The following is a 24710-nucleotide window of genomic DNA, read 5'->3' as shown; positions in this document are numbered from 1 at the left end:
TCGATATTCGTTTTGGAAGATCAAGTCCTAATTAGGTTGATATTCTCCAAATAGGATGGAAGGATCGTCGGCGCGATGGGGAGATCTCGGCTTAGTTGCGTTGCGGCGCCCGGATCGACAGGTGCCGGCTTAGCGAGATGCAGCGGCGGGAATGCATGAGGGAAGGGCTTTTGATCTTGAGGCGGGTGTTGCGGGCTATCGCGCGGCGGATTCCAGGTCGCGCGCTGGCGCTGGAGTTGGTGCCGGTCCATCAGCTGCATGTCGATAGGCGCGGCGATGCGTGGGAATGCATCGCCGAAGGCAACGACCCGCGGATCGACCTGCGCGCTCGCCCGGGCTATGCCCTGCCGGCACCGGGCTGGTACCAGCTGCGGGTGGCGTTCGAGCTGGGCGAGGGTGGCATCGTCGCGCCCTGCCTGTACCCGGACTATGGCGAAGGCCAAAGCGAGCACAGCCGGATCGATGTCGCCGAGCCTGCGCGCTCGGGCGAGTACGTGTACACGGTGGTGCTCATCAATGCTCCGGTCAGAGCGTTGCGTTTCGACCCGACCCAGTGCGCTGCCAGGTTCGGCATGCGCGGATTCCGGATGCGGCGCATCTCGCGCCTGCGCGCCGTGCTGGAGATGCTGACAGGCATCCGCCGTTGCGCCGGCGAGTCGCCGCGCGATCGCCTCGGCGCCGACCTGCTCGGCTTTCTGCGCCATGCGCTGCGCGAGGGCGCGGCGGCGGCGGCCGAGTCCTTGAAGCAACGCTATCGCGGCGCCTTGCGCGATCAGGCCCTGTCTTACCAGCAATGGGTGGCACGCTTCGATAGCCGGCCCGCCGTCGAGCAGACGCGCGATCGCGTCGAGCTGCGCACCGGCGCGCCCGACCTCTCCGTGGTCCTCGTCGTGCGCGAGCCTCGTCTGGAGCTGCTCAAACGCAGCATCGACAGCGTGCTGGCGCAAAACTACAGCCGCTGGCAGCTGTGCGTGGTCGCCGACGTCGCCGCCTCGATCGCCACCAAGCGCCTGCTGCGCGAGTACGCGCTATGCGATCGGCGCATCTGCCTGCAATTCAGCGAGCGCTGCGCGCAGGACGAGCAGGCCGCCAACGAGGCGATCGGTCTGGCCAAGGGCGACTACCTCGCCTTCCTCGGGCAGGAAGACGAACTATGCGCCGATGCGCTGCGTGAGCTCGCGCGTGCGGTGGTCGAACGCGCCGACGCGCGTCTGCTGTACTCGGATGAAGACAAGATCGACGCCGCAGGGCTGCGCAGCGATCCCAACTTCAAGCCGGCCTGGAATCCCGACCTGTTGCGGGCGCAGAACTACCTTTGCCATCTCGTGGCGATCCGCGCCGACCTGCTGCGGGAGGTCGGTGGCCTGCACGCAGGCTACCAGGGCGCGCAAGATCACGACCTCGTATTGCGCTGCGTCGAACGCCTGCGCGACGAGCAGATCGTGCACATCCCCAAGATCCTGTATCACGCCAGGCGGCCGTCGCAGGCGACGGCAGCGGAGCCTGCCGTGGCGACTTGCGAGGCGGGGCGGCGCGCGGTCGAAGCGCACCTGGCCAGGATAGGGCGGCCGTCGCGCGTCGAGGTCACCGAGCACGGATATTTCAGGGCGCTGCCGGCGTGCGAGCCGCAGGCGCCCAAGGTGACGGTGATCGTGCCGACCCGCGACCGCGCCGAACTGCTGCGGACCTGCGTCGAAAGCGTGCTGGATCGGACCGCTTATACGAATTTCGAGTTGATGGTCGTCGACAACGGCTCGGTGGAGCCGCAGGCCGTGGACTATCTGGCCGGGCTGCGCGGGCGCGAATGCGTGCGTGTGGTCGACTACCCGTACGAATTCAATTTCTCGGCCATCGTCAATCATGCCGTCGCGCAGAGCTCCGCGCAGGTTCTGTGCCTGCTCAACAACGACACCGAGGTGATCGGCCCGGACTGGCTGGACGAGCTGGTGTCGCATGCGATGCGCGAGGAGGTCGGTGCGGTCGGCTGCATGCTGTATTTCCCGGGCGACACCATCCAGCATGCCGGCGTGATTCTCGGCATCGGCGAGGGTGGGGTCGCCGGGCACGCCCATCTCAACCTGCGTCGCGGCAGCGGCGGCTACGTCGGTCGCGCCCGAGTCGTGCACAACCTCACCGCCGTCACCGGTGCCTGTCTGGCGGTTCGGCGCAGCGTCTACGACGAAGTCGGCGGCATGGACGAAAACCTGGCGGTGGCTTTCAACGACATCGATCTGTGCCTGCGCATCGATGCGAACGGCTATCGCAACGTCTGGACGCCGTTCGCCGAGCTGTACCACCACGAATCGGCCAGTCGCGGCCAGGACAACACGCCGGAGAAGCGCGCCCGCTTCCTCGCCGAGTCCGACACCATGCTGCGCCGCTGGGGCGAACTGCTGCGCAACGACCCGGCCTACAACCCCAATCTGTCCCTGGACAGCCCGAACTTCGAGCTCGCCTTCCCACCCCGCACGACCATCAGCCGAACGAGCCGCGGCGGACGTATGACTGTGCTTCCTAAGGTAGCGTCATGACCTTGTTGTTCTCCCACTTCCTGCAAAGCCTGCGCCGCCCCGATCATTGGGTGTACGGCAGCTGGCTGGACACGGTCACCAAGTATCGCAAGACCCGGCTGGGCGCCCTGTGGACCCTGGTGCCGACCGCGGTCTACGTGTGGGGACTGGGCGGCTTCCTGGCCGCGCTGCAGCCCGGCCTGGACCAGGCGCGTTTCCTGGCCCACATCGGCGTCGGCTTCGTGGTCTTCCGGCTGATGTCCACCGTGCTCAGCGACGCCACGGCCATGTTCTCGACGTACAAGTCGTACATCTACGACGGGCATCTGCGCCTGACCGACTACGTGCTGCGCACCCAGGCGCGAGCCTTCTATTACTTCGTGCTATCGCAACCGATCGTCGCCATCGTCGTGATCGCATCGCCGACGGTGCAGCCGATGGGGATCGCCGGGTCCCTGCTGGGTCTGGTCGTGGTCATGATCAACCTGTTCCTGTATGCGGTGCTGCTCGGCGCGGCCGGCGCGCGGTTCCCCGACATGCACGAGTTCATGTCGAGCGCGATGATGGTGCTGTTCCTGATCACGCCCATCGTCTGGTATCCGGAGTCCGCGCCGGCCGGAACGCCCCACGGCACCCTGATGCGCGCCAACCCTTTCCATCATCTGATGCTCGCGATCCGGGGGCCCTTGCTGGGCGAAGCGATCGAGCCGGCGACCTACGTCTATCTGGGCGCGATGACTTTGCTGGGGCTGATCGGCGCGGCGCTGGTCTATCGAAGCGCGGCCCGACGCATTCCCATTTGGCTTTGAGGATTTGGCAACCATGGTCTATTTGCGCGCACGCGAAGTGTCGCTGGAATTTCCGATGGAGGCGCAGCACGCGTCCCGGGCGGACGCATCCTTTTTCCGCTCGACGATGACGGGCAGCACGCGCCGCTACGTGAAGGTGCTGTCCAGGCTGAGCTTCGCCGCGGAGGAGGGCGACCGGGTCGCGCTGATGGGGCTTAACGGCGCCGGCAAGACCACCCTGTTGCGGGTACTCAACGGCGCCTTTGTGCCCAGCACGGGTACGATCGAGAGCCGCGGCCTCACCCAATCGCTGCTCAACGCGACCCTGGGCTTCGCCGAGTACGCGACCGTGATCGAGAACGTGATGCTGCGCGGCACCGCGATGGGCTTGCGCCTGCGCCAGATCCAGGGCGTGCTCGGGGACATACTGGATTTCGCGGGCCTGACCGACCGCGCCAGCCATCGCTTGCACACCCTGTCGGCCGGTCAGCGCATGCGGCTGGGGTTCGCCATCTCCACCGCGATCCAGCCGGACATCCTGCTGATGGACGAATGGATCGCGACCGGCGACGCGGTGTTCGTCGAACGTGCGCGCAATCGCCTGACCGGGCGCATCAACGGCAGCCGCATCGTGGTGCTGGCCAGTCACAGCGCCGAGCTGCAAAAGCGGCTATGCAACAAGGCGCTGGTGCTGGACCAGGGACGGATGCGCTATTACGGCGATATCGACGAAGGCGTGTCCGTCTATCGCAGCATCGTATCGGCGGCCAGCGCCGAGCTGCGCGCGCAAGTGGCGGCCAACGATCCTCTGCTGTTCGGCAGCTCGTCCGGAATGATCGAGAGGGTCAGGATCGTCGACCGCAGGATCGAGCTGGAAGGCTGGGCGATCGACGAGCGCGGCAGGGAGGTCGCGGTGGTGTGCGTGGAGGCGGGCGGGGCCAAAGGGCCGGCCGCGCCGGAGCGCGTGGACCGCGAGGACGTGCGTCTGTACCTGGCCAAGGGCTCGGGGAGGTTCGGCTTCCGGGTCAGCCTGCCCGCGCCGGAGGATCAGGATGCCGAAGATCTGTTGCGTGGCCTGAGGGTGAGCGCGGGGTCCTCGATGGAGCGGTTGGGCGCGCCCTTGCCGATGGCGAAAGCGGCCGTGGTGGAGGTCTGCTGAATGAAGATCATGGATATCGTGAATAAGACAGTATCGCGCGGCGCTCCGGAGGATCAGGGTGCCGCCGGCGCGATGCTGGACGTGGTCAGCGTCGTCGTTCGCTTCCACGACTGCGGGTCGCTCGGAAAGCTGGAGCGCGCCATACAGAGCTTGCATGCGCAGACCGGCGTCGCCGTCCAGCCCATCGTGGTGACCCAGCGCTTTGCCGAAGCCGACCTGCAGAAGACCGTGCAGGCCGTGCAGCGCCAGTGGTTCTTCAAATGGCTGCCGAAGCCGCTGGTCATCAACTATTCGGATGGGAAATCCGGCGACGCCCGCTCGGCCCTGATGAATGCGGGAATACAGGAGCACCTTAAGCGCAATAACCGCTACCTGGCGTTCCTGGACTACGACGACGTTCTGTACACCCATGCCTACGAAGTGTTGCGCAAGCCGCTGGCGAGCAGCCAGGCGGCGGTGTCCTTCGCCGGCATGGAGCAGGCGCGCGCCGTCGGTCTGCGCGACTACGATTTCATCTACGAGGTGACCAGTCCCTACAGCGGCAAGAACAAGCTGGACTTGATCCGGGACAATTTCTGCCCTCTGCACTCCTACATGATCGATTGCGCGAAGGTCGACAAGGAGCTGCTCTACTTCCACTCCGAGTTGTCGCGGGTGGAGGACTACGACTTCCTGTTGCGCGTGGCCGGGCCCAGTCCCTGCGATTTCTCCGCGTTGGACCGTCGGATCGGTCTCTACATCATCCGTAGCGACAACAGCAACAGCACGCCCAGTCGTAACGGCAGCAAGGAGGACGCCGAGAAGGAGCGAGTGTGGAAGAAGAACCGCGAAAAGCTGGATCAGCTTCGCAGCACGTACCCCATCAAGCTGTTCGCGTCCGACTTCTAGGAACCGCCATGCTGAACGATCGACTGTCCGAAATATCCGTCATGCGCGACTCCGGCTTGCTGGACCTGGACTACCTGGCGCGCACGCTGGGCTTGGACCGGAACGGCGCGGCAGGCGTGCCGCTGGAGTTCCTCTACCTGGAAAACAAGAAGTACTGGACGGCCGCGACATCCGCGCTGTTCGACGGTCGCCACTACCTCGAGGAGAACGTCGACATCCGCGGTGCGGACATGAATCCGCTGCTGCACTACATCCGGCATGGGTTCTTCGAGGGCCGGTCGCCGACGATGCTGCTCGATATCGATTTCGTTCTGGATCAGATAGACCCGGACCGCCAGGCGCGCGAAGCCGACGCGCGCGGCCGCTATCCGATCTTCGAGCGCTATTCGGGTCTGCGCGAACTGCTGCTGACGACCGATGCGAACCCCTCGCCGTTTTTCGAGAACGCGGTGTTCCGCGCGGACATGAAGGGGCGCGCCTGCGAGGCTGCCGGGGTGCCGATCGAGCAATACCTCAACGCAGGCGGCCGCTGGGGCAACGAGTATCTGGAGTGCTCGAGCTTCGCGAGCATGCCGTACTACATGCGCGTCAACGCGGATCTGGAAGCGGCGAACGTGATTCCGTTGATTCACTTCGTCCAGTACGGCCTGTCCGAAAGCAGGCGCTTCTCGCCGGACGAGCGCGTTAGCCAGGCCTTCCTGCGCAACTCCGCGCACCTGTTCGGAAACGAGGGCTACAAGGACCTCAGGGGTTTCCTTGCCGGCACCCGCGGCACCGGCAGCATCGCCGGGCCGGCCTGGCCCACGCCGTATGCGCAGGCCTCGATTCCTTCGTTGCGGCATGAGGCGCGCAAGGAGGCGCGCGCGGCCTTCATCGGCGTGGTGCTGTACGAGAACTCCAACGAGGAGGTCGAACGCCTGAAGGCCTCGATCCAGAACGAGCTGGCGATCAGTAAGGGGTACGACATCGATTGGGCGTGCTACGTCAACGACGCAGCCAACGAATCTCGCTACCGGAGGATCCTGGGCGACAGGCTGATCCTGGACCGCAACCGCGAGAACATCGGTTTTGGCCGTGCCCACAACGCGCTCATGCGGCGTTGCTTCGACCTCGACCGGCTGTACATCGGCGCCAATCCCGACGGCTACTTCACTCCCGGCTGCGTCAAGGCGCTGGTGGATTTCTCGGACCATTACCAAGGGCAGGCGCTGATCGAGGCCGCGACCGCGCCTATCGATCACCCGAAGTGGCACGACCCGGTGCGGTTGGATACGTCCTGGGTCTCCGGCGCCTGCTTCGCGATGTCGCGCAAGATCTGGCAGCAGATCGGTGGCTTCGACGAGAAGATCCACATGTACTGCGAGGACGTCGATCTGTCCTGGCGGGTGAAGCTGATCGGCGGCCTCTTGAAAGTGTGCCCGACCGCTCGCTTCGTCCACGACGTGACACCGCGATTTTCCGCGGCGAAGGACGAGGCCAAGGAGCGCGCTCGCCGCCAGGCGATGCTCACCGGCGGCTACTACCTCGCCCGGAAGTGGAGCAGCGACGAGCATGCGCGTCGCCTGCGCGACGAGTTCGAGGGCGCCGTGGGGCGCGACCAACTGCACCTGCTGCAGGAACCGGCCGTCGCCATCGAGCCGGGGATCGCGCGCAGGGTCGCGGATTTTTCGTTGAGCAGGTTCGCCCCGTCGCGTTTCTGGTTCTGAGGCGAGGTCGGCTTCGGGTAGTCGCGGTTCCGCACGAGTTCCGATTCAAGAATGAAGAAAGTCATCACCTTCGGTACCTTCGATTTGCTTCACGACGGTCACCTCAGAATCCTGGAGCGCGCCAAGGCGTTGGGCGACTACCTGGTCGTGGGTGTGTCCACGGACAGGTTGAACGCCGAGAAGGGCAAGCGTTCTTTCTTCGATCAGCGCCACAGGCTGGAGTGCGTGGCGGCGCTCAAGGCGGTCGACGAGGTGTTCTACGAGGATTCCCTGGCCGAGAAGGACCACTACATCCGCGAACATCAGGCGGATGTGCTGGTCATGGGCGACGATTGGGAGGGCAAGTTCGACTGGGTCAGTTGCGAGGTCGTCTATCTGCCGCGCACGCCCGGGGTGTCGTCGACCGAGGTCAAGGTGGGCATCGAGGACCGGCTCAAGTGCAAGCGGGTGCTGTTCGGCGATACCTACATCGGCAAGCATTACGACTGCGCGCTCAGTCTGGTCAACGAACTGACCGCGGCGAACGTGGCGCCCATCTTTACCACCGCCTCGGAACTTCCCGAAGGGCTGGATTGCGATTGCCTGGTCTACTTCAATCTGCCGGTGAGTCCGCCACGCGGGGCCTATGCGGATAAACCCAGGGTGTTGGTCGACCATGGCGCCAGCAATCTCAAATGGTTTCTGGCCAACCAAGATCGATTCAACTTTTTCGATGTCATCGTGACCGCGGGGCCGGATCATTCCCGATCCCTGCTGACCTTCTTCCCGGATGGAGACGGCCACGCCGACAAGGTCCGCTCGGCGGGCTTCATCAAGGCCAAGCAGTTGTTGTCCGCGCCGACCGCTACGCGAGAGGAAATCGCGAGCCGGTATCGGCTGGATCCCGCCAAGCCGATCATATTGTTCGCGCCCACCTGGCATATCTCCAATAACCTGGATATGGCCAAGGCGATAGACGAGATCGCCGGTCTGGATAACCATGTGACGCTGTTGCATCCGGAGACGGCGCATCTGGACGTGTCCCGGATGAACGTCGCCGCCAACGTCAGCGGCACCATGAGCGAGTTGTTGAAGCACGCCGATTGCCTGATTTCCGACCTGTCCTCGACCATCTTCGAGGCCGCCGCGCTGGGCAAGCCGGTGGTGCAGGTCCTGCTCAGGGAATACTCGGACAACAACGCCACGCTCTACGATTTTCCATACGCGGCCGGCAGCGCCGATCTGTTCTGCGGCGGCTACCCGACCCGGCCCGGCGGCATCCGTGCCGCGGTGGAGGCGGTGATGTCGGACGATCCCCACGTGGCCGACGCATTGCTGCGTATGCGGCGGCGCATCCTGGCCGGGACCGCGATCGGCGAGGACAGCGCCGACTCGATCGTCAGCGAGATCGTCAGGGCCTGCGAACTGGACGACGTGGCCACAAAGCGAGCCTTGCGCGGCGTCTCGCCCGCGGTTCACGCCGACTCTCTGGCGATGGCCAATTTGTTCTTCTCGCGCAACGCCACGATCGCCCATAAGGGAGGCGACTGTCTGGGCTATCACGCCAGCAATTCGGCCGAGGCCGTCGAGCGCGCGATCCGGGTGCTGGATGTGGTGGAACTGGATCTGCTGCGATGCGGCGACGGCGTGATCGTCGCGCGAGAGGGCAACGAGGCCCATTACGGCTTCGATCGACCGTTCGCCGAGGTGTCCGTGCAGGAGTTTTTGGCCGCCCGCTACGATGAGCGCCTGCGCCCGATCGCGCTGGGCGACGCCATCCGGACTTGCGCGCGGCGCGACAAGGCCTTGGTTTGCAGCATCGGATCCGACGCCGACTACGAATACATCGCCCAACAGGTCTACACCGAGGCCGAGAGGCAGGGGCTGGTGGACCGGGTCGTGCTGCAGTGCTACGACCGCGGCGATTTCCATACCGCGCTGCGCCTGGGTTTCCGCCGCGCGATGCTGGCGGTGTGGAAGCATCACTACCGCGATCCGCTCGGCCCGGACGCGCTGGCCTTCGTCGAGGATTGCATGCGCACGGCCGGCCACGCGGTGGTCGGCATCGCCGTGCCCTATCAGAACAAGCACATGCCGGTCGCCTGCGTCGACGACCCGCGCGCCGTCGGCCTGTATTCGTTCTGGAAGCGCGTCTACGTGCACGGCGCTCCGATGAGCGCGTATGGACGGGTATTGAACGCCAACTTCGGCCTGTTCGCCGACGGCTACTCGCAAACCTTGGACTTCGACCGTTGCCCCGACGGATTCCATTGGCGTAGCTATCTGTTCCTCAATCCGGACGTGGCGCTGGCCGGGCACGCGAACCAGATCGGGGCGACCACGCATTATCTGCAGTACGGCCAGCAGGAGGGACGGTTGCACCGGTACAGCGCGCCTAACGATTTCTCGCACGCGGTGTATGTGGACATGAATCCGGTGCTGCGTACGACGGGCGTCTCCGGCGCCGATACCGCCAAGGCGCACTGGACCAAGTTCGGGGCCAAGGAGCAGCGACGCTATAAGCGGTGAGGCCGCTGCGCGCCTGCGCGCGCGGGGCTACGGCTCCGACACGGACGGCGCTTCGATGCGGGTCGGCAGGAAGTCGAACTTCGGCCACGAGCCCGACGCCAGCGCGTCCAGGATGCGCTCCGGGGCTGCAAAGTCCAGCGCGAAGAGCGCGCTCGGATCGAGCTCCCACCAGGCGCTGTCCAGCAATCGCGCCGCCGTTTCTTCGGGCATGCGTAACCGGACCGGCTTGGCCGGATTTCCGGCGACGATCGTGTACGGCGCGACGTCGCGGGTGACGACGCTGTTGGCCGCGACCACGCAGCCCGTACCCAGCCGTATGCCCATCGCCAGGGTCACGTTGGCGCCGATCCAGACGTCGTGGCCCACGGTGGGATAAGGGCGGGTGCCGCCGATCCTGAAGCCGGCGGCGAAATCGCGGACGCGATCGCTCGCGAACTCGGCGTACAGATGGTTGTGCGGACGGAACGTGATCGCCGAGGTCGTCAGCGTATCCAGCGGATGGAACGAATCGATGAAGCGCAGCCCGGTGGATATCGAGGCGTAGCGTCCCACCGTCAATCCGTCCGGAAGTCCCGAATACGAGTAACTGAAAGCCCCCATCGAACACAGACCGCAGGAGGGCAGGCCGCCCACCAAGGGTACGTAGGCGCCGCCGTAGAGGCCGCAATTGCGTTCGATCACGATGGGGTTGTGCAGGCGCAGCGTTTGTCCGCGCTTGAGCCAGCCGTAGACGCCGTCCTTCGGCGCCGGGCTGTTGTAGCCGAGCAGGACCTTGCGCGCGTGGAACGCGAACAGCAGGTCGTCCGATACTTGCAGATCGAATGGCATCGCGGGCTCAGCCCAAGCGCTGCGTGGGACGGCTGCGTCGGCGTCGGAGCGCGGAGGCGTTCGCTTGGCGTTCCGCGTCGACGCGGTTTGCATGCGGCACTGGGCGGCAGCCATCGCCGCGAATCGATAGGTGCATATGCAGGGATGCGCCGATGGGGGTACGCGTCAGCTTAGCGTCGGGCTCCGTGCGGAAATAGACGGAAAAGACGTGGTCTCAAAGTGCCCCTGGCGACGCCCATGCCGCAGGCGTCTGCGGCCGGTCTCGCTCAATCCGCGCGCGACCCATCCGGATTGTGTTCGATCATCCACAAGCCGGCCCAGAGCTTGAGATCGAGCTCGTAGCCTTCGGCGTGCTTGCGCATCAGCCAGGCCGGCGCATCGGCGCGCGGCACTTCGTGGACCACGATGTCCTCGCCGTCGACGCCGCCGCCTTCGCCGACGCGGCGCAGCTGGCGCGCGCGCACGAAGGCGATGCGTTCGCTGCTCATGCCCGAGGAGGTCGGGCCGGTCAGCAGCACTTCGACGCGTTCGGCCTCCCAGCCGGTTTCCTCGATCAGCTCGCGGCGCGCGGCGCTCTCCAGCGTGTCGGCGTCGTGGTCGTCGCCGACCAGGCCGGCCGGCATTTCGATGGTGCGCGCGTTCAAGGGCACGCGGTATTGCTCGACGAACAGCAGCTTATCCTCGGGCGTGATCGCGACGATGATCACCGCCATGCCCTTGCCGTGAGTGCGCTCGGCGTACTCCCAGCGGCCGCGACGCATCATCCGCAGCCATTGGCCGTCGTACAGGGTTTCGACTGGTTCGTTCATCGCGTGTCCGGGCGTTCGTTCGCTGCGATGCTACGACGGAAGCGATGACGTGGCGAAGTCCAGGCCGGCGGCCTCGTGCAGGCGGCGCCGGGTCATGGGGCCGAAACGCAGGGATTCGCACAGGCCTATCAGCTCCGGGGCCAGGCCGGAGCCGCGCAGGAACGGCGCGTCGTCGCCGAGCGGCGCGTCCAGGGCGATCGTGGTCAGGCGCCGGCACAGCAGGGCCTGCTCGCGGTGTTCGCGCAGGCGCGCGGCCGCGCTGGCGGCGCCGCGCACGCGCAGGAACGGGACTTCGTCGACCCGCGCCAGCAGGGCGTCCAGGGTGCCGAAGTGGCCGAGCAGGGCCGCCGCGGTCTTGGCGCCGATGCCGGGCACGCCGGGGATGTTGTCGACCGCGTCGCCGCACAGGGCCAGGTAGTCGGCGATCTGATGGGCTTCGACGCCGTGCCGCGCCGGCACGCCGTCCGCGCGCCAGCGCTGGCCGCGCGCGTAGTCCCATTGTTCGTCGGCGCCGTCCAGCAGCTGCGACAGGTCCTTGTCGGCCGAGACGATCACGCCGCGGTAGCCCTGCACGCGCATCGCGGCCAGGGCGCTGCCGATCAGGTCGTCGGCCTCGTACTCGCTGTGGGCGAGCACCGGCAGGCCCAGCGCGCGGCACAGCGATTTGCAATGCGCGAACTGGCGCTTGAGTTCCTGCGGCGCCGGCTCGCGGTTGGCCTTGTAGGCCGGGTAGAAGGCGTTGCGGAAGCACGAGTCCAGGGCTTCGTCGAAGGCGATCGCGATGTGGCGCGGGCGTTCGCGTTCGATCAGTTCGACCAGGAAGCGCGCGAAACCGTGCACGGCGTTGGTCGGCCAGCCCTCGGCGTCCTCGAACTCGTTGGGCATCGAGTGCCAGGCGCGGAACACGTAGAGGCTGGCGTCGACCAGGTACAGCGGCGGGCGCGCGGCGCTCATTCGGGCGTCCAGGCGGTCAGCAGGGCGAGCGGGTCGGGGCGTTCGCGCTCGGGCGCCTCGAGCTTGGGCGTGCCGATGTGGATGAAGCCGGCCACGCGCTCGTCGGCGCCCAGGCCCAGCCAGGACAGGACCTGAGGGTCGTAGGCCGGCCAGCCGGTCAGCCAGACCGCGCCGTAGCCCAGGGCCTGCGCGGCCTGGAGCAGGGCGAAGCAGACGCTGCCGGCGGTCAGCAGGCGCTCCTGCTCGGGGATCTTCTCGTCCGGGCCCAGCCGCGCGATCACCACCACTATTAAAGGAGCGTGCGAGAACCGCCCGCGGTCCTTCTCCACCGCGGCCTCGCCGGCGCCGGGGTCGCGCTCGCGGCCGCGCGCAGCCAGGCGCTCGCCCAGGGCGTGGCGGGCGTCGCCGCGGATGCTGAGAAAGCGGAACGGCACCCGCTTGCCATGGTCCGGCACCCGCACCGCCGAGCGCAGCATGCGCTCGAGTTCGCGCGGGTCCGGCCCGGGTTCGGTCAGCTGTTTTGCTGGCACCGAGCGCCGAGTGTCCAGAGCCGCTAACGCTTTTTCGGATTCAGGAGGGAAGTCGGTATCGATTCGAGACATCAGTCACAAAAGCCTATTTTGTGTGTGCATGCGCTGTCGTATCTTGCCACTATGCTGCTGCCAACTGCCTAAAAACGGCACGTTCGGTCCACACGATTCAAGCCCTTCACGGGAACAGGGGAACACGCAGTGTCTGCTCATCCGCACGGCGTAGCTCAAGCCACGCGTACCGATCCCTTGCGCATGCTCGAGGAGATCAAGCGCCTGGCATTGGAGCAGCTGGGCGGCCTCCCTGGAACCCTGTACGGCCCGATCGAGGACGCCATGAAGGTGGACTCGCTCAAGGGCGACGGCAAACAGCATCAATACGAAGACCAGGCCGCATTGTGGGTGCTGCGGCAGCATCAGGCTACCCACGTGATGGCGTTCCGCCAGCAGGTGGCCAAGGGTTTCGACGAATTCCGCGCCCTGCGCATCCGCAGCGGCGGCGAGGTGCCGATGCGGCTGGTGGACGAGAACCAGCTCGAATTCGACCTGGCCGGCGAACGCCTGACCGAATCCCTGTGCGGCCGCTATGCGCGCCCCCTGGATATGGTCCAGGGCCGTCTGGCCGCGGTCTCGGAGGTCATGGGCCTGGCGCCCGGCCCCAATCCGATCGGCCCGCAGCGCCTGGTCGCCGCCTTCGTCGAAACCTTCGTCGACGCGCAGCTGCCCGAGGCCCTGCGCGCGCGTCTGTTCCGGCAGTACGAACACGAGCTGGCACGCGTGCTCGGCGATCTGTACGGCCGGGTCAACACCTTGCTGTCCAGCGGCGGCTATGGGGTCGGGCTAGGCCCGGGCCTGGGCGCCAAGCCGGCGCGCGAGCCGGCGCGCGAGCGCGGTTACGGCGACAGTTTCGATCCGAACTATGGCGCGGGCTTTGGGGGGCCTGCGCCGGGCGCCGGCGGTTACGGCGCGTATGGCGGCGTCGCGCCGCCCCACGGCGGCTCGACCGCCCAACACGACCCCCAACGTCCGCCGATGTCGCCCAGCGATATCGCGGCCATGGCCAGCGAGCTCGCCGATTTGCGCAGTCAATTGCATGCCTGGCGCGAAGGACTGATGCGGTCCGACGCGGTTCCCAACGCCCACGCCCCGCAGCGCACGATGGCGCCGCGCCGCGAGCTGCGTATCGATGAAGTGGTCAGCGTGGCTTCGCTGCTGCAACCCGAACCGCCGGACGCGTTCGCGCGCGCCCTGGCCGTGTCCGGGCGCCTGGGCGAGAGCATCCGCGACCATCTGCACGACGGCGCCCGCCGGCTCGGCCTGAACCCCGACCAGACCTGCTTCAGCGCCGAAGAAGACGACGCGATCGATCTGGTCGCTTTGCTGTTCGATTCGCTATTCCGCAATCACGCCCTGCAGGATCGCGCGCGCCGTCTGTACGCGCGCCTGGTGCTGCCCTACGTCAAGGTCGCGCTGACCGACAACGAAGTGTTCGTCAAGCGCGAGCACCCGGCGCGCCGCCTGCTCGACGCGATCACCGAGGCCTGCGAAGGCAACGACGGCGAGACCCCGCAGGACCGCGAACTGCTGGACCGCGCCACCGAGATCTCGCAGCGCGTGGTCGCCGAATACAACGAAGACGTGGCCGTGTTCGAGATGGCGCACGCCGAGCTCGACGCCCTGCTGGCGCAGCAGCGCCGCCGGGTCGAGCTGCAGGAACAGCGCGCGGCCAAGGCCACCTACGGCCGCGAGCGCCTCGGCGCGGCGCGCAACCAGGCCGATCACGCCCTGCGCGAGCGCCTGGCCGAGCCGCCGCTGACCCAGGCCGTGGCCGATTTCCTGGCCATGCCCTGGCGCCATCACCTGGTCCAGGTGCTGCTGCGCGAAGGCGGCGAAGCGCGCCGCGACGAAGCCCTGTCGCTGGGCGACGCCCTGATCGAAGCCGACCGCCTGGCCGCCGAACAACGCGGCCGCGAACTCGCCGACCGCCTGATCTCCCTGCAACCGCTGATCGTGCAGTGCCTGGCCAGTTCCGGCCTGGACGACAGCGCCGCCCAGCACGGCATGGCCGGTCTGGTGCGGGCGCTGGCGACGCCGGATTCGGCGCGCCGCACGCGTCCGGCCTCGCCGCTGCCGGCGGCCGAGGACGAGGCGATCGAGGAAACCCGCCGCTTCCTGCCGCCGGGCAAGGACGTGTCGCAGCACGATCCGGTCCTGGCCGAGCGCATGCGCGGCCTGGATCCGGGCGACTGGCTGCGCGTGACCGACCTGCAGGGCGAGCAGATCGCGGCCAAGGTGGCCTGGGTCAGCCCGCTGACCTCGCGCTACCTGCTGGTCAATCGCCGCGGCCTGCGCGTGTTCGCGGCCTCGGCCGAGGAACTCGCGATCCTGGCCAGCGAAGGCCGCCTCAGCATCGGCGCCGAACGCAACGCCTTCGATGAGGCCATGCGCCAGGTCCGCCGCCATCTCGATCGCGCGGTCGGCCACCGCTGAAAGCCAGGAAAGAGTGGGAGGAGTGAGGAGTGAGCGAAAGCGGCTCCTGCTCCGTGATCGCTGGCGCGCCACAGTGTGACCGCGCCTGTACTGGCTGATTAGCGGCTCACCCCATCCTTAGCGGCGCCGACGGCGCCCAGCGCTCTCTCGCTCATCTGCGCTCGTTCCTCGCCTTATTCGGCTAGGATGCGGCGAGACACCATCACCGGGTACGGAGCGAAGCATGGCGGGCATCACCATAGGCGTTGCGAGCGAAACCGCTGCGGGCGAGCGACGCGTCGCGCTGACCCCGGAAACCTGCAAGAAGCTCGTCGCGCGCGGCGCGCGCGTACGCGTGCAGCGCGGCGCCGGCCGTGCCGCCAGCTTCGGCGACGAGGCCTATGCGCAGGCCGGCGCCGAACTCGCCGACGATGCCGCCGCCGCGCTCGCCGACGCCGATCTGGTGCTGTGCGTGCAGCCGCCGGATGCGGCCGGTCTGGGCCGCCTGCGCGAAGGCGCGGTGCTGGTCGGCTCGCTGGCGCCGCAGGCCGACCCGGCGCGCGGCGAAGCGATCGTCGCGCGCGGGCTGATCGCGTTCCCGCTGGAGCGCCTGCCGCGCACTACCCGTGCCCAGGCCATGGACGTGCTGAGTTCGCAGGCCGGTATGGCCGGCTACAAGGCGGTGCTGATCGCCGCGCAACTGGCGCCGCGCTTCTTCCCGATGCTGACCACCGCGGCCGGCACCATCCGTCCGTCCAAGGTGCTGATCGTCGGCGCCGGCGTCGCCGGCCTGCAGGCCGTCGCCACCGCCAAGCGCCTGGGCGCGCAGGTCGAAGGCTTCGACGTGCGCCCGGAGACGCGCGAGCAGATCGAATCGCTGGGCGGCAAGTTCCTCGACCTGGGCGTGAGCGCCGCGGGCGAGGGCGGCTACGCGCGCCAGCTCACCGAGGAGGAGCGCGCCGAACAGCAGCGTCGCCTGGGCGAGCACCTGAAGAACATCGACGTGATCGTCTGCACCGCCGCGGTGCCGGGCCGCCCGGCGCCGAAGATCGTGAGCGCGGCGATGATCGCCGGCATGAAGCCGGGCAGCGTGCTGGTCGACCTGGCCGCGGAAACCGGCGGCAACTGCGAGCTCACCCGTCCCGGCGAAACCGTGGACGTGGAAGGCGTGACCATCGCCGGCCCGCTCAATCTGGCCAGCAGCGGCGCCGTGCACGCCAGCGAGATGTATGCGCGCAACGTGTTCAATTTCGTCAGCCTGTTCGTCGACAACGGCGAGCTCAAGTTCGATTGGAACGATGAACTGCTGGCCAAGACGGTGTGGCCGGAGCGCGCGGCGGCGGCATGAGTTCGTCGGCGCCGGATCAGTCCGAGATCGAGGTTCGGTTCCGCTACAGCTATTGGGATCGGCTCCGCTCGGCCCTGGTGATGTCGTGGCAGACCCCGGTAGGCATCCTGGGGATACTGGCGGCGCCGTTGATCGTATCGGTGCTGCTGCTGGTGCAACTCTATCGGGGCTTTTCGATCGATGCGGAAGGCCCCGCACTGGCGGCGCTGGTGCTGGCGTTGGCATTCCCGTTGTTGATGCAGGCTGTCTTGACCGCCACGGTGCACTTCTCCCGGACCCACAAAGGACGGATCTACCGATACCGCTTCGGCGACTTCGGCTTGCGCGCCTTCAGCGAGACCGAGGAATGGACGCAGTCTTGGAAAGCGATCTTGCAGGTGAAGCAACAAGGCGGTTTCCTGTTGCTGTTTTTCTCGCGAAATTGCGCGCACTGCTTACCCTCCCGCCAAGTGCAGGAGGCCTTGGGGCCGATTCTGTCCCTAGCCCGCGCGCACGGTGTTCGCGTTAGCGAAAGCTGATCAAGGCTCAGCTCATTGCTATTTGGCGTTCGGTTGCATGCGCTCAACCTGAGTGCGCGCAAGCTGCACGGGGCCCTGAGCGGAGCCCTGGCATGGACGACGATCTCAATGCAATGACGATCGAATTACTGCGCTCGGACCGGCGGCAATCGTCGGAATGTCCGCTTGTCCTCCCCTTCGAAACTTGTCCTCCCCCTTTGAAAAAGGGGGATTGAGGGGGATTTGCTTTTGGGCTTTATAGAAGCTCAGGAGCAACAGCAAATCCCCCCTAGCCCCCCTTTTTCAAAGGGGGGAACCGCATAGGGCATAAAAAAAAACGCAGGAGGGCTCCTGCTCAACGCACTGCCTACGCTCGGACCGGCGGCAATCGTCGGAATGTCCGCCTGTCCTCCCCCTTCGAAACTTGTCCTCCCCCTTTGAAAAAGGGGGATTGAGGGGGATTTGCTCTTGGGCTGTTAGAAGCTCAGGAGCAACAGCAAATCCCCCCTGGCCCCCCTTTTTCAAAGGGGGGAACCGAACGGGTCAACGCTGCTGGCGCGGCGCGTCCTTCGGGCCGCGGCGCTCGCGGTCGTCGTCGCGATCGCGCGGCTTGGGCGCGTTGTTCTGCATCCACTCGCGCCGCTGCTCCGGCGTCATCGCACGCCAGCGTTCGCGCAGGGCTTCGCGATCGGCCTCGCTGAGATTGCGCATGCGCCCGAACAACGCGCGCGCTTCTTCGCGCTGCTCCGGATTCATGCCTTCCCAGCGGCGCATGCCGTGACGGGCGCGCTTGCGCTCGTCGGGCGTCATCTGCTGCCAGCGGCGGGCGTGGTCGAGCATGCGTTGACGCTCGTCGGGCTCGGCGTTCCAGCGGTCGCGCACCGGCGCGATCAGTTGTTCGCGCTGTTGCGGGCTGAGCTGTTCCCAGGCCGGAGGCGGGGGGGCCTTGGACGCGGCCGCTTGCGGCCCGGCGGCGAACGCCGCGGGCGCGAGCAGGCACAACCCGAGCAGGGCGGCCCATGCGGTGCGATGCGGAAGGCGGATCATGCGGGCTTACTCCGTTGCGGGCAGGTCGTCGGCGGACGCCAGCCACAGATAGAAATCGGGATTCTCGTCCAGCGAGGCCAGCGCGGTGCTGCTGTCGTAGGCGGCCGCTTCGGGGGCGGGCAGGCCTGCGACCGCGGGCGCGGCGACCGGCAGCGCCGCTGGCTGCGGCGTGCGCTGCAACTGCAGGCCGATCGCGAGCGCGAACACCGCCGCGCAGCCGCTGGCCAGGGCCCAGCCCATACCGCGGCGCGGCGCGCGCACGTCGGCGTTCGCGGCGTGTCGGGCCAGGCGCAATCGGGCACGGGTGGGCGCCGAGAGCTCGCCCAGCGCGCGCCGGTGCAGGGCGCGTGCGGCCTCGTCGAAGGCGCGGTCGCCGTCGGCCGTGGGGTCGGCGCCGTAGCGCGGGTCGTTGTGGTTCATCGCCAGTCCTCCAATTGCCGCTGCAGCGCTTCGCGCGCGCGCGACAGATGCGTCTTCACCGCGCCTTCGCTACAGCCCATCGCCTGCGCGGTCGTGGCGACGTCGAGTTCTTCCAGTATTCGCAAGCTGAAGGCCTCGCGCTGTCGGCGCGGCAGCTTGCCCAGGGCGTCGGCCAGACGCGCATAAGCCTCGCGTCCGTCGTGGGTGCGGGCCGGATCGGGGCCGTCGTCGGCCCAGTCGATCGGCGCTTCGTCCTCGCGCGCGCCCGGCATCAGCCAGCGCAGGCGGAATGCGCGCCGGCGCTGCACATCGACGATGCGGCTGCGCAGGATGCTCCAGAACAGCGGGGTCCATTCCGCGGCCGGGCGCTCGCGATAGCCGAGCATCTTCATCATCGCGTCCTGCACCGCGTCCAGGGCGTCGTCGCGCTGGCGCAGGCCGAGTTCGGCGAAACGGAACGCGCGCGTGCCGATGCCGGCGAGGAATTCCTCCAGCGTCGCGGGGCTGCGCTCGGCCGCGCCCAGGACGGGCGCGACCAGGGCCAGGTCGTCGGCTTCGGCGGACACGAGTTGCAGCATACGGCTCAAGACTTAATGCCGGCGGTCCCAGCGGCGGTCGTAACGCTCGCCGCGACGCTCCCAGTGCGCCTGGGCGAGGTCGCCGCGCCGGTCCAGGCGCGCCTCGACGCGCTCGCCGTGGCGGTCGACGCGGGCGGCGGCGCGCGCGTGGCCATGCGCCGCCAGGGCGTCCGCGCGGCGGTCGCTGCGGGCCTCGATGCGGTCGCCGCGCCGGTCCAGGCGCTGGTCGATGCGCTCGCCATGGCGCTCCATGCGGTGCTCGACCCGGTCGCCGCGGTCGCCGGCGACGGCGGTGCCGGCCAGTCCCAAGGCGGCCAGACAGGCCAGGACGGCCAGATAAGGTGTGGTTTTCATGCGGCTCTCCTCGTCGTGGATGCGTTTGAACCCTTGCGAGGAGACAAACGCCCGATCGCCGTCACGGTTGACAGCGCTGGCGCCGGGTTCATGGAACGTTATGATGCGGGAGACATCGCAAGGGGAAGGCAAAGATGGGCGACGGGTTCGTGGCGCTGTACATCTTCATGCTGGCGGCGATCGCCGGCCACGTGATCATCTCGCGGGTGCCGGTGATCCTGCACACGCCGCTGATGTCCGGCTCCAACTTCATCCACGGCATCGTCCTGATCGGCGCGATGGTGGTCCTGGGCCACGCCGACACCACCCTGGAGAAGGCGATCGGCTTCGTCGCCGTGCTGCTGGGCGCGGGCAACGCGGCCGGCGGCTACGTGGTCACCGAGCGCATGCTGGAGATGTTCAAGGCCAGCAAGAAGCCCGACGCCAAGTCCGGGGGCCAGGCATGAGCGCGCAGGTGCTGCTGGCGTCGGCCAGCTATTTCGTCGCCGCCACCCTGTTCCTGCTGGGCCTGCAACGCATGGCCTCGCCGGTGACCGCGCGCAGCGGCATCCGCTGGGCCGGCATGGGCATGGTGATCGCGACCGCCGCCACCTTCCTGCTGCCCGACCTGCATAACCTGGTGTTGATCGTGCTGGCGCTGGCGATCGGCACCGGTCTGGCCTGGATCTCGGGCAAGAAGGTCGCGATCACCGACATGCCGCAGATGGTCGCGCTGTACAACGGCATGGGCGGCGGTTCGGCGGCGGCGATCGGCGCGGTCGAGCTGCTGCGCTTCGCCAGCCTGCAGACCAGCGATCCGCTGCTGGCGCAGCTGCAGTCCGGCCACGTCGACATGCAGCAGCCCACCGTCACCGTGGTGCTGGCGGTGATCGGCGCGGCGATCGGCGCGGTTTCGCTGTCGGGTTCGATCATCGCCTGGGCCAAGCTCGACGGCCGCCTCGACCGGCGCGTGGTGTTCCCGGGCCAGCAGATCTTCAACGCCGCGGTGGCGCTGGCGCTGGTGGCGCTGGGCGCGATCGTGGTGCTGACCTTGAACGTGCCGGCGATCATCGCTTTCTTCGTGCTCGCCCTGGCCCTGGGCGTGTTGATGACGCTGCCGATCGGCGGCGCCGACATGCCGGTGGTGATCTCGCTGTACAACGCCCTGACCGGTCTGGCGGTGGCCTTCGAAGGCTATGTGCTCGGCAACGAGGCCCTGATCATCGCCGGCACCATGGTCGGCGCGGCCGGCATGCTGCTCACGCGCCTGATGGCCAAGGCCATGAACCGGCCGATCACCGGCGTGCTGTTCTCCAACTTCGGCGGCGGCGGCCAGGCCCAGGAAATCAGCGGCAGCCAGAAGCCGATCGAGGCCGGCGATGTGGCCGCGATGATGGCCTTCGCCGAGCGCGTGGTGATCGTGCCCGGCTACGGCCTGGCGGTGGCGCAGGCCCAGCACAAGATCTGGGAGCTGACCCAGAAGCTCACCGAGCGCGGGGTCAAGGTGAAGTTCGCGATCCATCCGGTCGCCGGACGCATGCCGGGCCACATGAACGTGCTGCTGGCCGAGGCCGGCGTGCCCTACGACATGATCGTCGACATGGACGACATCAACCCGGAGTTCCCCAACACCGACGTGTCGCTGGTGATCGGCGCCAACGACGTGGTCAATCCGGTGGCCAAGACCGATCCGGCTTCGCCGATCTACGGCATGCCGATCCTGGACGTGGTCAATTCCAAGAACACGGTGGTCATCAAGCGCGGCAAGGGCACCGGCTTCGCCGGCATCGAGAATGCCCTGTTCTACGCCGACAACACGCGCATGCTGTTCGGCGACGGCGCCGAGATGGCCAGCGCGCTGGTGTCGGAGTTGAAGGCGCTGGACGGCGGGCACTAGCCGCCGTTTCCGTCGCACGCTAGGAATGGAGCGCGCCATGTGGCCGTTCAAGAAGAAGTCGCCGCCGCCCGCGGATGGCGACGCCAAGTTGGCGGCGTTCGCGCCGCTGGTGCTGGCCTCGGACCAGGTGATGGGGCCGCAGCGGCTGCCGGTGTGCTACGCCTATCGCTCGAAACCCAACAATCCGCACGACTCGGGTTGGATATTCCAAAGCGGTAGCGAAACTCAAGCGTGGCTGGACGCGAATCCGCCGAAGATCTGCCCGATGGAAAGCTTCATCCGCATGGACGAAAGCTTGCTGGACATCGTCCGTGCCGAAGTGGGCAGCGCCTGGGAGCGCGATTCGGCGCAATCGCCGTGGCGGCGCATCGAAGGCTTCCGGCGCCGGGACTGATGCGCGGCGCGCGGATCAGGACGGGCGGCGCACGCGCAGCGTCAGCCCCTTGAGGAAGTTGCGCAGCAGCTGATCGCCGCAGGCGCGGTAGTTCTTGTGATCGGGCTGGCGGAACAGCGCGCTCAGTTCCGGCTTGGAGACCGGGAAGCCGGCGTCGGCGAAGGCCTGGTGCATGTCGACGTCCTTGAGCTCGAAGGCCACGCGCAGCTTCTTCAGCACCAGGTTGTTGCTGACGCGTTTTTCGAACGGGCGCGGCGGCAGGCTCTCGTCGCGGCCGCGGTAGTGATAGACCAGTCCGTCCAGGAAGCGCGCGAGCACCGCGTCGCTGCATTCGGCGTAGCCCTCGTCCTCGTCCTTCTTGAGGAAGGCCTGGACCTGCGCCTTGTCGAGCGCGAAATCCGGGTCCGCCTGCTGGACCAGTTCCACGACCTTGTTGTCGCTGAGGTCGAGCATGTAGCGGATGCTGCGCAATACGTCGTTGGTGATCATCGCCTGTCCTGCCTGGGCGGGCCGGTCGTACCGGTTCCGCGAAGCGGCGATTTTCGCACGCGCGCGCGTACGGGCGCGTCGCTATCGGTCGGCAACGCCCGCACGGGCCTCAGGAAGCGGCAGCCGTCCCTGGCCGCCGTCGGGGAAGGCGAGGGGCAGGCCTCAGTCCTGGAGCTCGCTGAAAACGTAACCCTGGGCCTTGCGGTGCTCGTGGCAGGCCGCGCAGCCGGCGCGCTGGGGCTGGCTGAGGCGATCCTGGGATGCGCCGGCCGCGAACTCGGCATAGCCCCAGCCGCCGGTGGCGGCGTAGCGGCGCGCGTCCTTGACCATCACATCGACGTGGCGGCGCGGGCCCTGGTCGATGCTGCCGTCGGGCGTGGTGCGGGTTTCGAACAGGTCGTAGGCCAGCACCGAGCCGTCGGCGAACTCGCCCTTGCGGTAGCCGGCCAGCGCGGTCTCGTTGGCGTAGATGTGGTGCAGGCCGCCGTAGCTGGCGAAGGCGGGGTGGCCGGCGGGGATCAGGCCGCTTTTGACATGGGTCCAGCGCGTATAGCCCTGCGGAAGGCCGATCGGCGCCTGCGCCTCGGGTTCGGGCGCGGCGTGGCCGGCCGGCATCGCCAGCATCGAGGCGAATGCGCCGACGCAGGCCAGGACGGCGGCGATCGCCAGGCGCGGGCGCAGGGTCGGGGTCTCAGCGCGCATCGGCGGCGTAGCCCGAGGGGTGCGCGCGATCGCCGGCGACGAAGCCGCGGCGCAGGATCAGCGCGATCGGCAAGCCGACCAGCACGGCGTGGGCGACGATGCTGCACCCGATCCACAAAGCGCCGCCGCCACCGCCGCCGCCGGGCACCGCCGACAGCGGCACCACCACGTAGGTCATCAGGGCGTACAGCAGCAGGCCGTAGAGCAGGCCGTAGCGCACGGGGTGCGCGATCAGCGCCGGCCAGCGCCGCGCGACCAGGGCGTAGGCGGCGGCCATGCCGGTGGCGATCACGTAGTGCAGGAACAGCCCCAGCGCGGCCGCGCCGTTGCCGCCCGCGAAGGCGTCCTTGCCGAGCACGCCGGCGGCGATGCTCTGGCCGATGCGCTGCGGCGGCACGCCCTTCAGGCCCCAGAAGCTGGTCGCGTAGACGATGTCCAGGGTGCCGGCGACCAGGCCCGCGGCGAGGACGTAGAGCAGCAGGGTGCGGGCGGTGGGGAAGGCGGAGCGGGGCATGCGGTGGTCCTCGTCGGTGCGGTAGGGGCGGTACGGGGCTGGCGATGCTAAGCGGGGGGCTAAGCCGGGTCAGGCCGCCTGCGATTGCGCGCATTCGAGCCGGCGCGCTTCGGTCGCGGTCAGGCCGAAGGAGTGCTTGAAGGCGCGGCAGAATGCGCTCTGGCTTTCGAAGCCCAGGGCCTCGGTGATCTCGCACACCGGCATGCGGGTTTCGCGGACCATGCGCCAGGCGCGGTCCGAGCGTAGGCGCGCGGCGTACTCGGTCGGGGTCTCGTCGAACACGTCGCGATAGATACGGATCAGGTGGCAGGGCGAGTAGCTGGCGCTGCGCGCGAGTCGCGCCAGGTCCAGGCGCGCATCGGGGTGGCGGCGGATCAGGTGCTGCACGCGCAGCAGCCGCAGCAGGGTCTGCTGGCGCCGGCGCAGGGTGCGCCCGCTGCAGCGCTGCAGGCGCTGGTGCAGATCGCGCTGCTGGTCGACCAGCGCCGCGCACAGCGCTTCCAGCAGCGGCTCGATATCGACCTCGACGTCGCGCGTGCGGCGCGCCAGGCGCACGGTCAGGCGGCGCAGGTCGCGGCCGGCCGGGCCTTCCCAGGGAAACAAGTCCGCGCCGCCGGCGTCGCCGCCGACCTCGTCGCCGTGCTGGTTGCGCAGGTAGCGCGCCCAGGCGGCGTGCGAGCCGGCCAGGGCCAGCCAACCGCAGGGCTGACGCGCGCTGCAGCGCAGCGGGCCTTCGCGCCAGACCTGGGCGTGGCCGGCGTCGATCTCCCACGCGCTGTCCTGGGCCTCGCAGCGCAGGCGGCCCGACAACGGCAGGCAGAACGAAATCCATTGCCCGGGCAGCTCCACCTGCGCGCCGCGCGCGGAGGCGCGGATCAGGTGCAGTTCGTCGCCGCCGCGGGCGCTGAGATCGAGATTCTCGGCGAATCGTAGGGGGTGATAGCGCAGGTTCACGGGGGGCTCTCGCGATTCGATGGCGCGTCCGGCGCCGTTGTGCCCACCCTACCCAGCGTCGCGCGCGGACTGGAGGACCAATTGTTTCGAATGCGATGGAGCCAATCGGGCCCGCATGCGTGGGTCCGAAAAAAGAGCCCGGGAAGATCCCGGGCATGCCTGCGGACGGTGGGTGCGCTGTGCCGTGGTTTCCTGCGTGCCGGACGAGCGTCGACCTTGCTTCGGAGAGAGAGATGAGGCACCGCTGACGCCGCAAATATTGGTCCGCCCACCGCGTCGACGCTGTTCCGCGCGCGCAGGCCAGAATCGACGCGCGTAGGCGTTCGGCTATGCACAAGACGCGAAAAAAAGCGGCCCCTCGCGGGGCCGCCTGGGTTACGCATCGATT

General features: G+C 67.9%; 24 protein-coding genes. 12 read left to right on the top strand and 12 right to left on the bottom strand.

The window, feature by feature from the left end; genetic code table 11:
• Positions 1–155: 155 nt before the first annotated feature.
• Genes ASE43_RS12600 through ASE43_RS21320 form a run of 6 tightly spaced genes read left to right on the top strand, consistent with a single transcriptional unit; the run spans position 156 to position 9559 of the window.
• Positions 156–2531 carry a glycosyltransferase family 2 protein gene (locus ASE43_RS12600; protein WP_162258791.1) on the top strand — a complete coding sequence of 792 codons (2376 nt, stop codon included), beginning with the start codon at positions 156–158 and terminating at the stop codon, positions 2529–2531.
• Positions 2528–3319 (top strand): hypothetical protein, encoded by a 792-nt coding sequence (locus ASE43_RS12595; protein ID WP_056182091.1) that lies wholly within the window; start codon positions 2528–2530, stop codon positions 3317–3319. The genes ASE43_RS12600 and ASE43_RS12595 overlap by 4 nt, the downstream gene beginning before the upstream one ends.
• 13 nt (positions 3320–3332) lie before the next feature.
• Positions 3333–4457, top strand: coding sequence for an ABC transporter ATP-binding protein (locus tag ASE43_RS12590; RefSeq protein WP_056182087.1), 1125 nt, complete (start codon positions 3333–3335; stop codon positions 4455–4457).
• The gene (locus ASE43_RS12585; RefSeq protein WP_057160708.1) at positions 4458–5345 is read left to right on the top strand and encodes a glycosyltransferase family A protein; all 888 of its coding nucleotides are present in this window, start codon (positions 4458–4460) and stop codon (positions 5343–5345) included.
• Positions 5346–5353: 8 nt separating this feature from the next.
• A complete protein-coding gene (locus ASE43_RS12580) occupies positions 5354–7051 on the top strand; it encodes a hypothetical protein (protein ID WP_057160707.1) in 1698 nt (565 codons plus the stop codon).
• A gap of 51 nt (positions 7052–7102) precedes the next feature.
• The gene (locus tag ASE43_RS21320) at positions 7103–9559 is read left to right on the top strand and encodes an adenylyltransferase/cytidyltransferase family protein (RefSeq protein WP_082607271.1); all 2457 of its coding nucleotides are present in this window, start codon (positions 7103–7105) and stop codon (positions 9557–9559) included.
• A gap of 27 nt (positions 9560–9586) precedes the next feature.
• Here the strand turns inward: ASE43_RS21320 and ASE43_RS12570 are convergent, their stop codons facing one another.
• The 4 genes from ASE43_RS12570 to ASE43_RS12555 form a co-directional block, all read right to left on the bottom strand.
• Positions 9587–10387, bottom strand: a complete 801-nt coding sequence (locus ASE43_RS12570) for a CatB-related O-acetyltransferase (protein ID WP_057160706.1) — start codon at positions 10385–10387, stop codon at positions 9587–9589.
• A 266-nt stretch (positions 10388–10653) separates the two neighbouring features.
• On the bottom strand, positions 10654–11196 hold the full coding sequence (locus ASE43_RS12565) for an NUDIX hydrolase (protein ID WP_057160705.1): 543 nt from the start codon (positions 11194–11196) through the stop codon (positions 10654–10656).
• Positions 11197–11226: 30 nt separating this feature from the next.
• Positions 11227–12150, bottom strand: coding sequence for a 5'-3' exonuclease H3TH domain-containing protein (locus ASE43_RS12560; RefSeq protein ID WP_057160704.1), 924 nt, complete (start codon positions 12148–12150; stop codon positions 11227–11229).
• Entirely contained in the window at positions 12147–12752 is a 606-nt protein-coding gene (locus ASE43_RS12555; RefSeq protein WP_056182065.1) for a nitroreductase, read from the bottom strand. Before ASE43_RS12555 ends, ASE43_RS12560 begins: the two co-directional genes overlap by 4 nt.
• Before the next feature lie 129 nt (positions 12753–12881).
• Between ASE43_RS12555 and ASE43_RS12550 the strand changes: the two genes are divergently transcribed.
• The 3 genes from ASE43_RS12550 (at position 12882) to ASE43_RS12540 (ending at position 17015) form a co-directional block, all read left to right on the top strand.
• Positions 12882–15170, top strand: a complete 2289-nt coding sequence (locus ASE43_RS12550) for a DUF1631 family protein (RefSeq protein WP_157499331.1) — start codon at positions 12882–12884, stop codon at positions 15168–15170.
• A gap of 223 nt (positions 15171–15393) precedes the next feature.
• Positions 15394–16497 carry an NAD(P) transhydrogenase subunit alpha gene (locus tag ASE43_RS12545; protein WP_057160703.1) on the top strand — a complete coding sequence of 368 codons (1104 nt, stop codon included), beginning with the start codon at positions 15394–15396 and terminating at the stop codon, positions 16495–16497.
• The gene (locus ASE43_RS12540; RefSeq protein WP_157489576.1) at positions 16494–17015 is read left to right on the top strand and encodes a YcxB family protein; all 522 of its coding nucleotides are present in this window, start codon (positions 16494–16496) and stop codon (positions 17013–17015) included. Before ASE43_RS12545 ends, ASE43_RS12540 begins: the two co-directional genes overlap by 4 nt.
• Before the next feature lie 522 nt (positions 17016–17537).
• Here ASE43_RS12540 and ASE43_RS12535 read toward each other — a convergent pair.
• The 4 genes from ASE43_RS12535 to ASE43_RS12520 are packed head-to-tail and all read right to left on the bottom strand — an operon-like array spanning position 17538 to position 19393.
• Entirely contained in the window at positions 17538–18041 is a 504-nt protein-coding gene (locus ASE43_RS12535; RefSeq protein ID WP_057160702.1) for a DUF3106 domain-containing protein, read from the bottom strand.
• 6 nt (positions 18042–18047) lie between these two features.
• On the bottom strand, positions 18048–18461 hold the full coding sequence (locus ASE43_RS12530) for a hypothetical protein (protein ID WP_057160701.1): 414 nt from the start codon (positions 18459–18461) through the stop codon (positions 18048–18050).
• Positions 18458–19039 (bottom strand): RNA polymerase sigma factor, encoded by a 582-nt coding sequence (locus ASE43_RS12525; RefSeq protein ID WP_082607269.1) that lies wholly within the window; start codon positions 19037–19039, stop codon positions 18458–18460. Before ASE43_RS12525 ends, ASE43_RS12530 begins: the two co-directional genes overlap by 4 nt.
• Positions 19040–19051: 12 nt before the next feature.
• A complete protein-coding gene (locus ASE43_RS12520) occupies positions 19052–19393 on the bottom strand; it encodes a hypothetical protein (protein ID WP_057160700.1) in 342 nt (113 codons plus the stop codon).
• Positions 19394–19527: 134 nt separating this feature from the next.
• Here ASE43_RS12520 and ASE43_RS12515 point away from each other — a divergent pair, with 134 nt between their 5' ends.
• Genes ASE43_RS12515 through ASE43_RS12505 form a run of 3 tightly spaced genes read left to right on the top strand, consistent with a single transcriptional unit; the run spans position 19528 to position 21663 of the window.
• The gene (locus ASE43_RS12515) at positions 19528–19839 is read left to right on the top strand and encodes an NAD(P) transhydrogenase subunit alpha (RefSeq protein ID WP_056182038.1); all 312 of its coding nucleotides are present in this window, start codon (positions 19528–19530) and stop codon (positions 19837–19839) included.
• Positions 19836–21269 (top strand): NAD(P)(+) transhydrogenase (Re/Si-specific) subunit beta, encoded by a 1434-nt coding sequence (locus ASE43_RS12510; protein WP_057160699.1) that lies wholly within the window; start codon positions 19836–19838, stop codon positions 21267–21269. Before ASE43_RS12515 ends, ASE43_RS12510 begins: the two co-directional genes overlap by 4 nt.
• 37 nt (positions 21270–21306) lie before the next feature.
• The gene (locus tag ASE43_RS12505; protein ID WP_162250677.1) at positions 21307–21663 is read left to right on the top strand and encodes a DUF2185 domain-containing protein; all 357 of its coding nucleotides are present in this window, start codon (positions 21307–21309) and stop codon (positions 21661–21663) included.
• A gap of 15 nt (positions 21664–21678) precedes the next feature.
• Here the strand turns inward: ASE43_RS12505 and ASE43_RS12500 are convergent, their stop codons facing one another.
• The 4 genes from ASE43_RS12500 to ASE43_RS12485 form a co-directional block, all read right to left on the bottom strand.
• Positions 21679–22152, bottom strand: coding sequence for a DUF1456 family protein (locus tag ASE43_RS12500; RefSeq protein ID WP_056182027.1), 474 nt, complete (start codon positions 22150–22152; stop codon positions 21679–21681).
• Positions 22153–22314: 162 nt separating this feature from the next.
• Complete coding sequence (locus ASE43_RS12495; RefSeq protein WP_056182022.1) at positions 22315–22854, bottom strand: cytochrome P460 family protein; 540 nt, start codon at positions 22852–22854, stop codon at positions 22315–22317.
• Entirely contained in the window at positions 22844–23368 is a 525-nt protein-coding gene (locus tag ASE43_RS12490; RefSeq protein ID WP_057160698.1) for a hypothetical protein, read from the bottom strand. Before ASE43_RS12490 ends, ASE43_RS12495 begins: the two co-directional genes overlap by 11 nt.
• A gap of 69 nt (positions 23369–23437) precedes the next feature.
• Positions 23438–24322: an AraC family transcriptional regulator gene (locus tag ASE43_RS12485; protein WP_057160697.1), complete on the bottom strand. Its 885-nt coding sequence runs from the start codon at positions 24320–24322 to the stop codon at positions 23438–23440.
• Between the last annotated feature and the right edge of the window lie 388 nt (positions 24323–24710).

The organism is Lysobacter sp. Root983 (assembly GCF_001429345.1).
Classification (GTDB): domain Bacteria; phylum Pseudomonadota; class Gammaproteobacteria; order Xanthomonadales; family Xanthomonadaceae; genus Lysobacter.
This window is presented reverse-complemented; position numbering and strand designations above follow the sequence as displayed.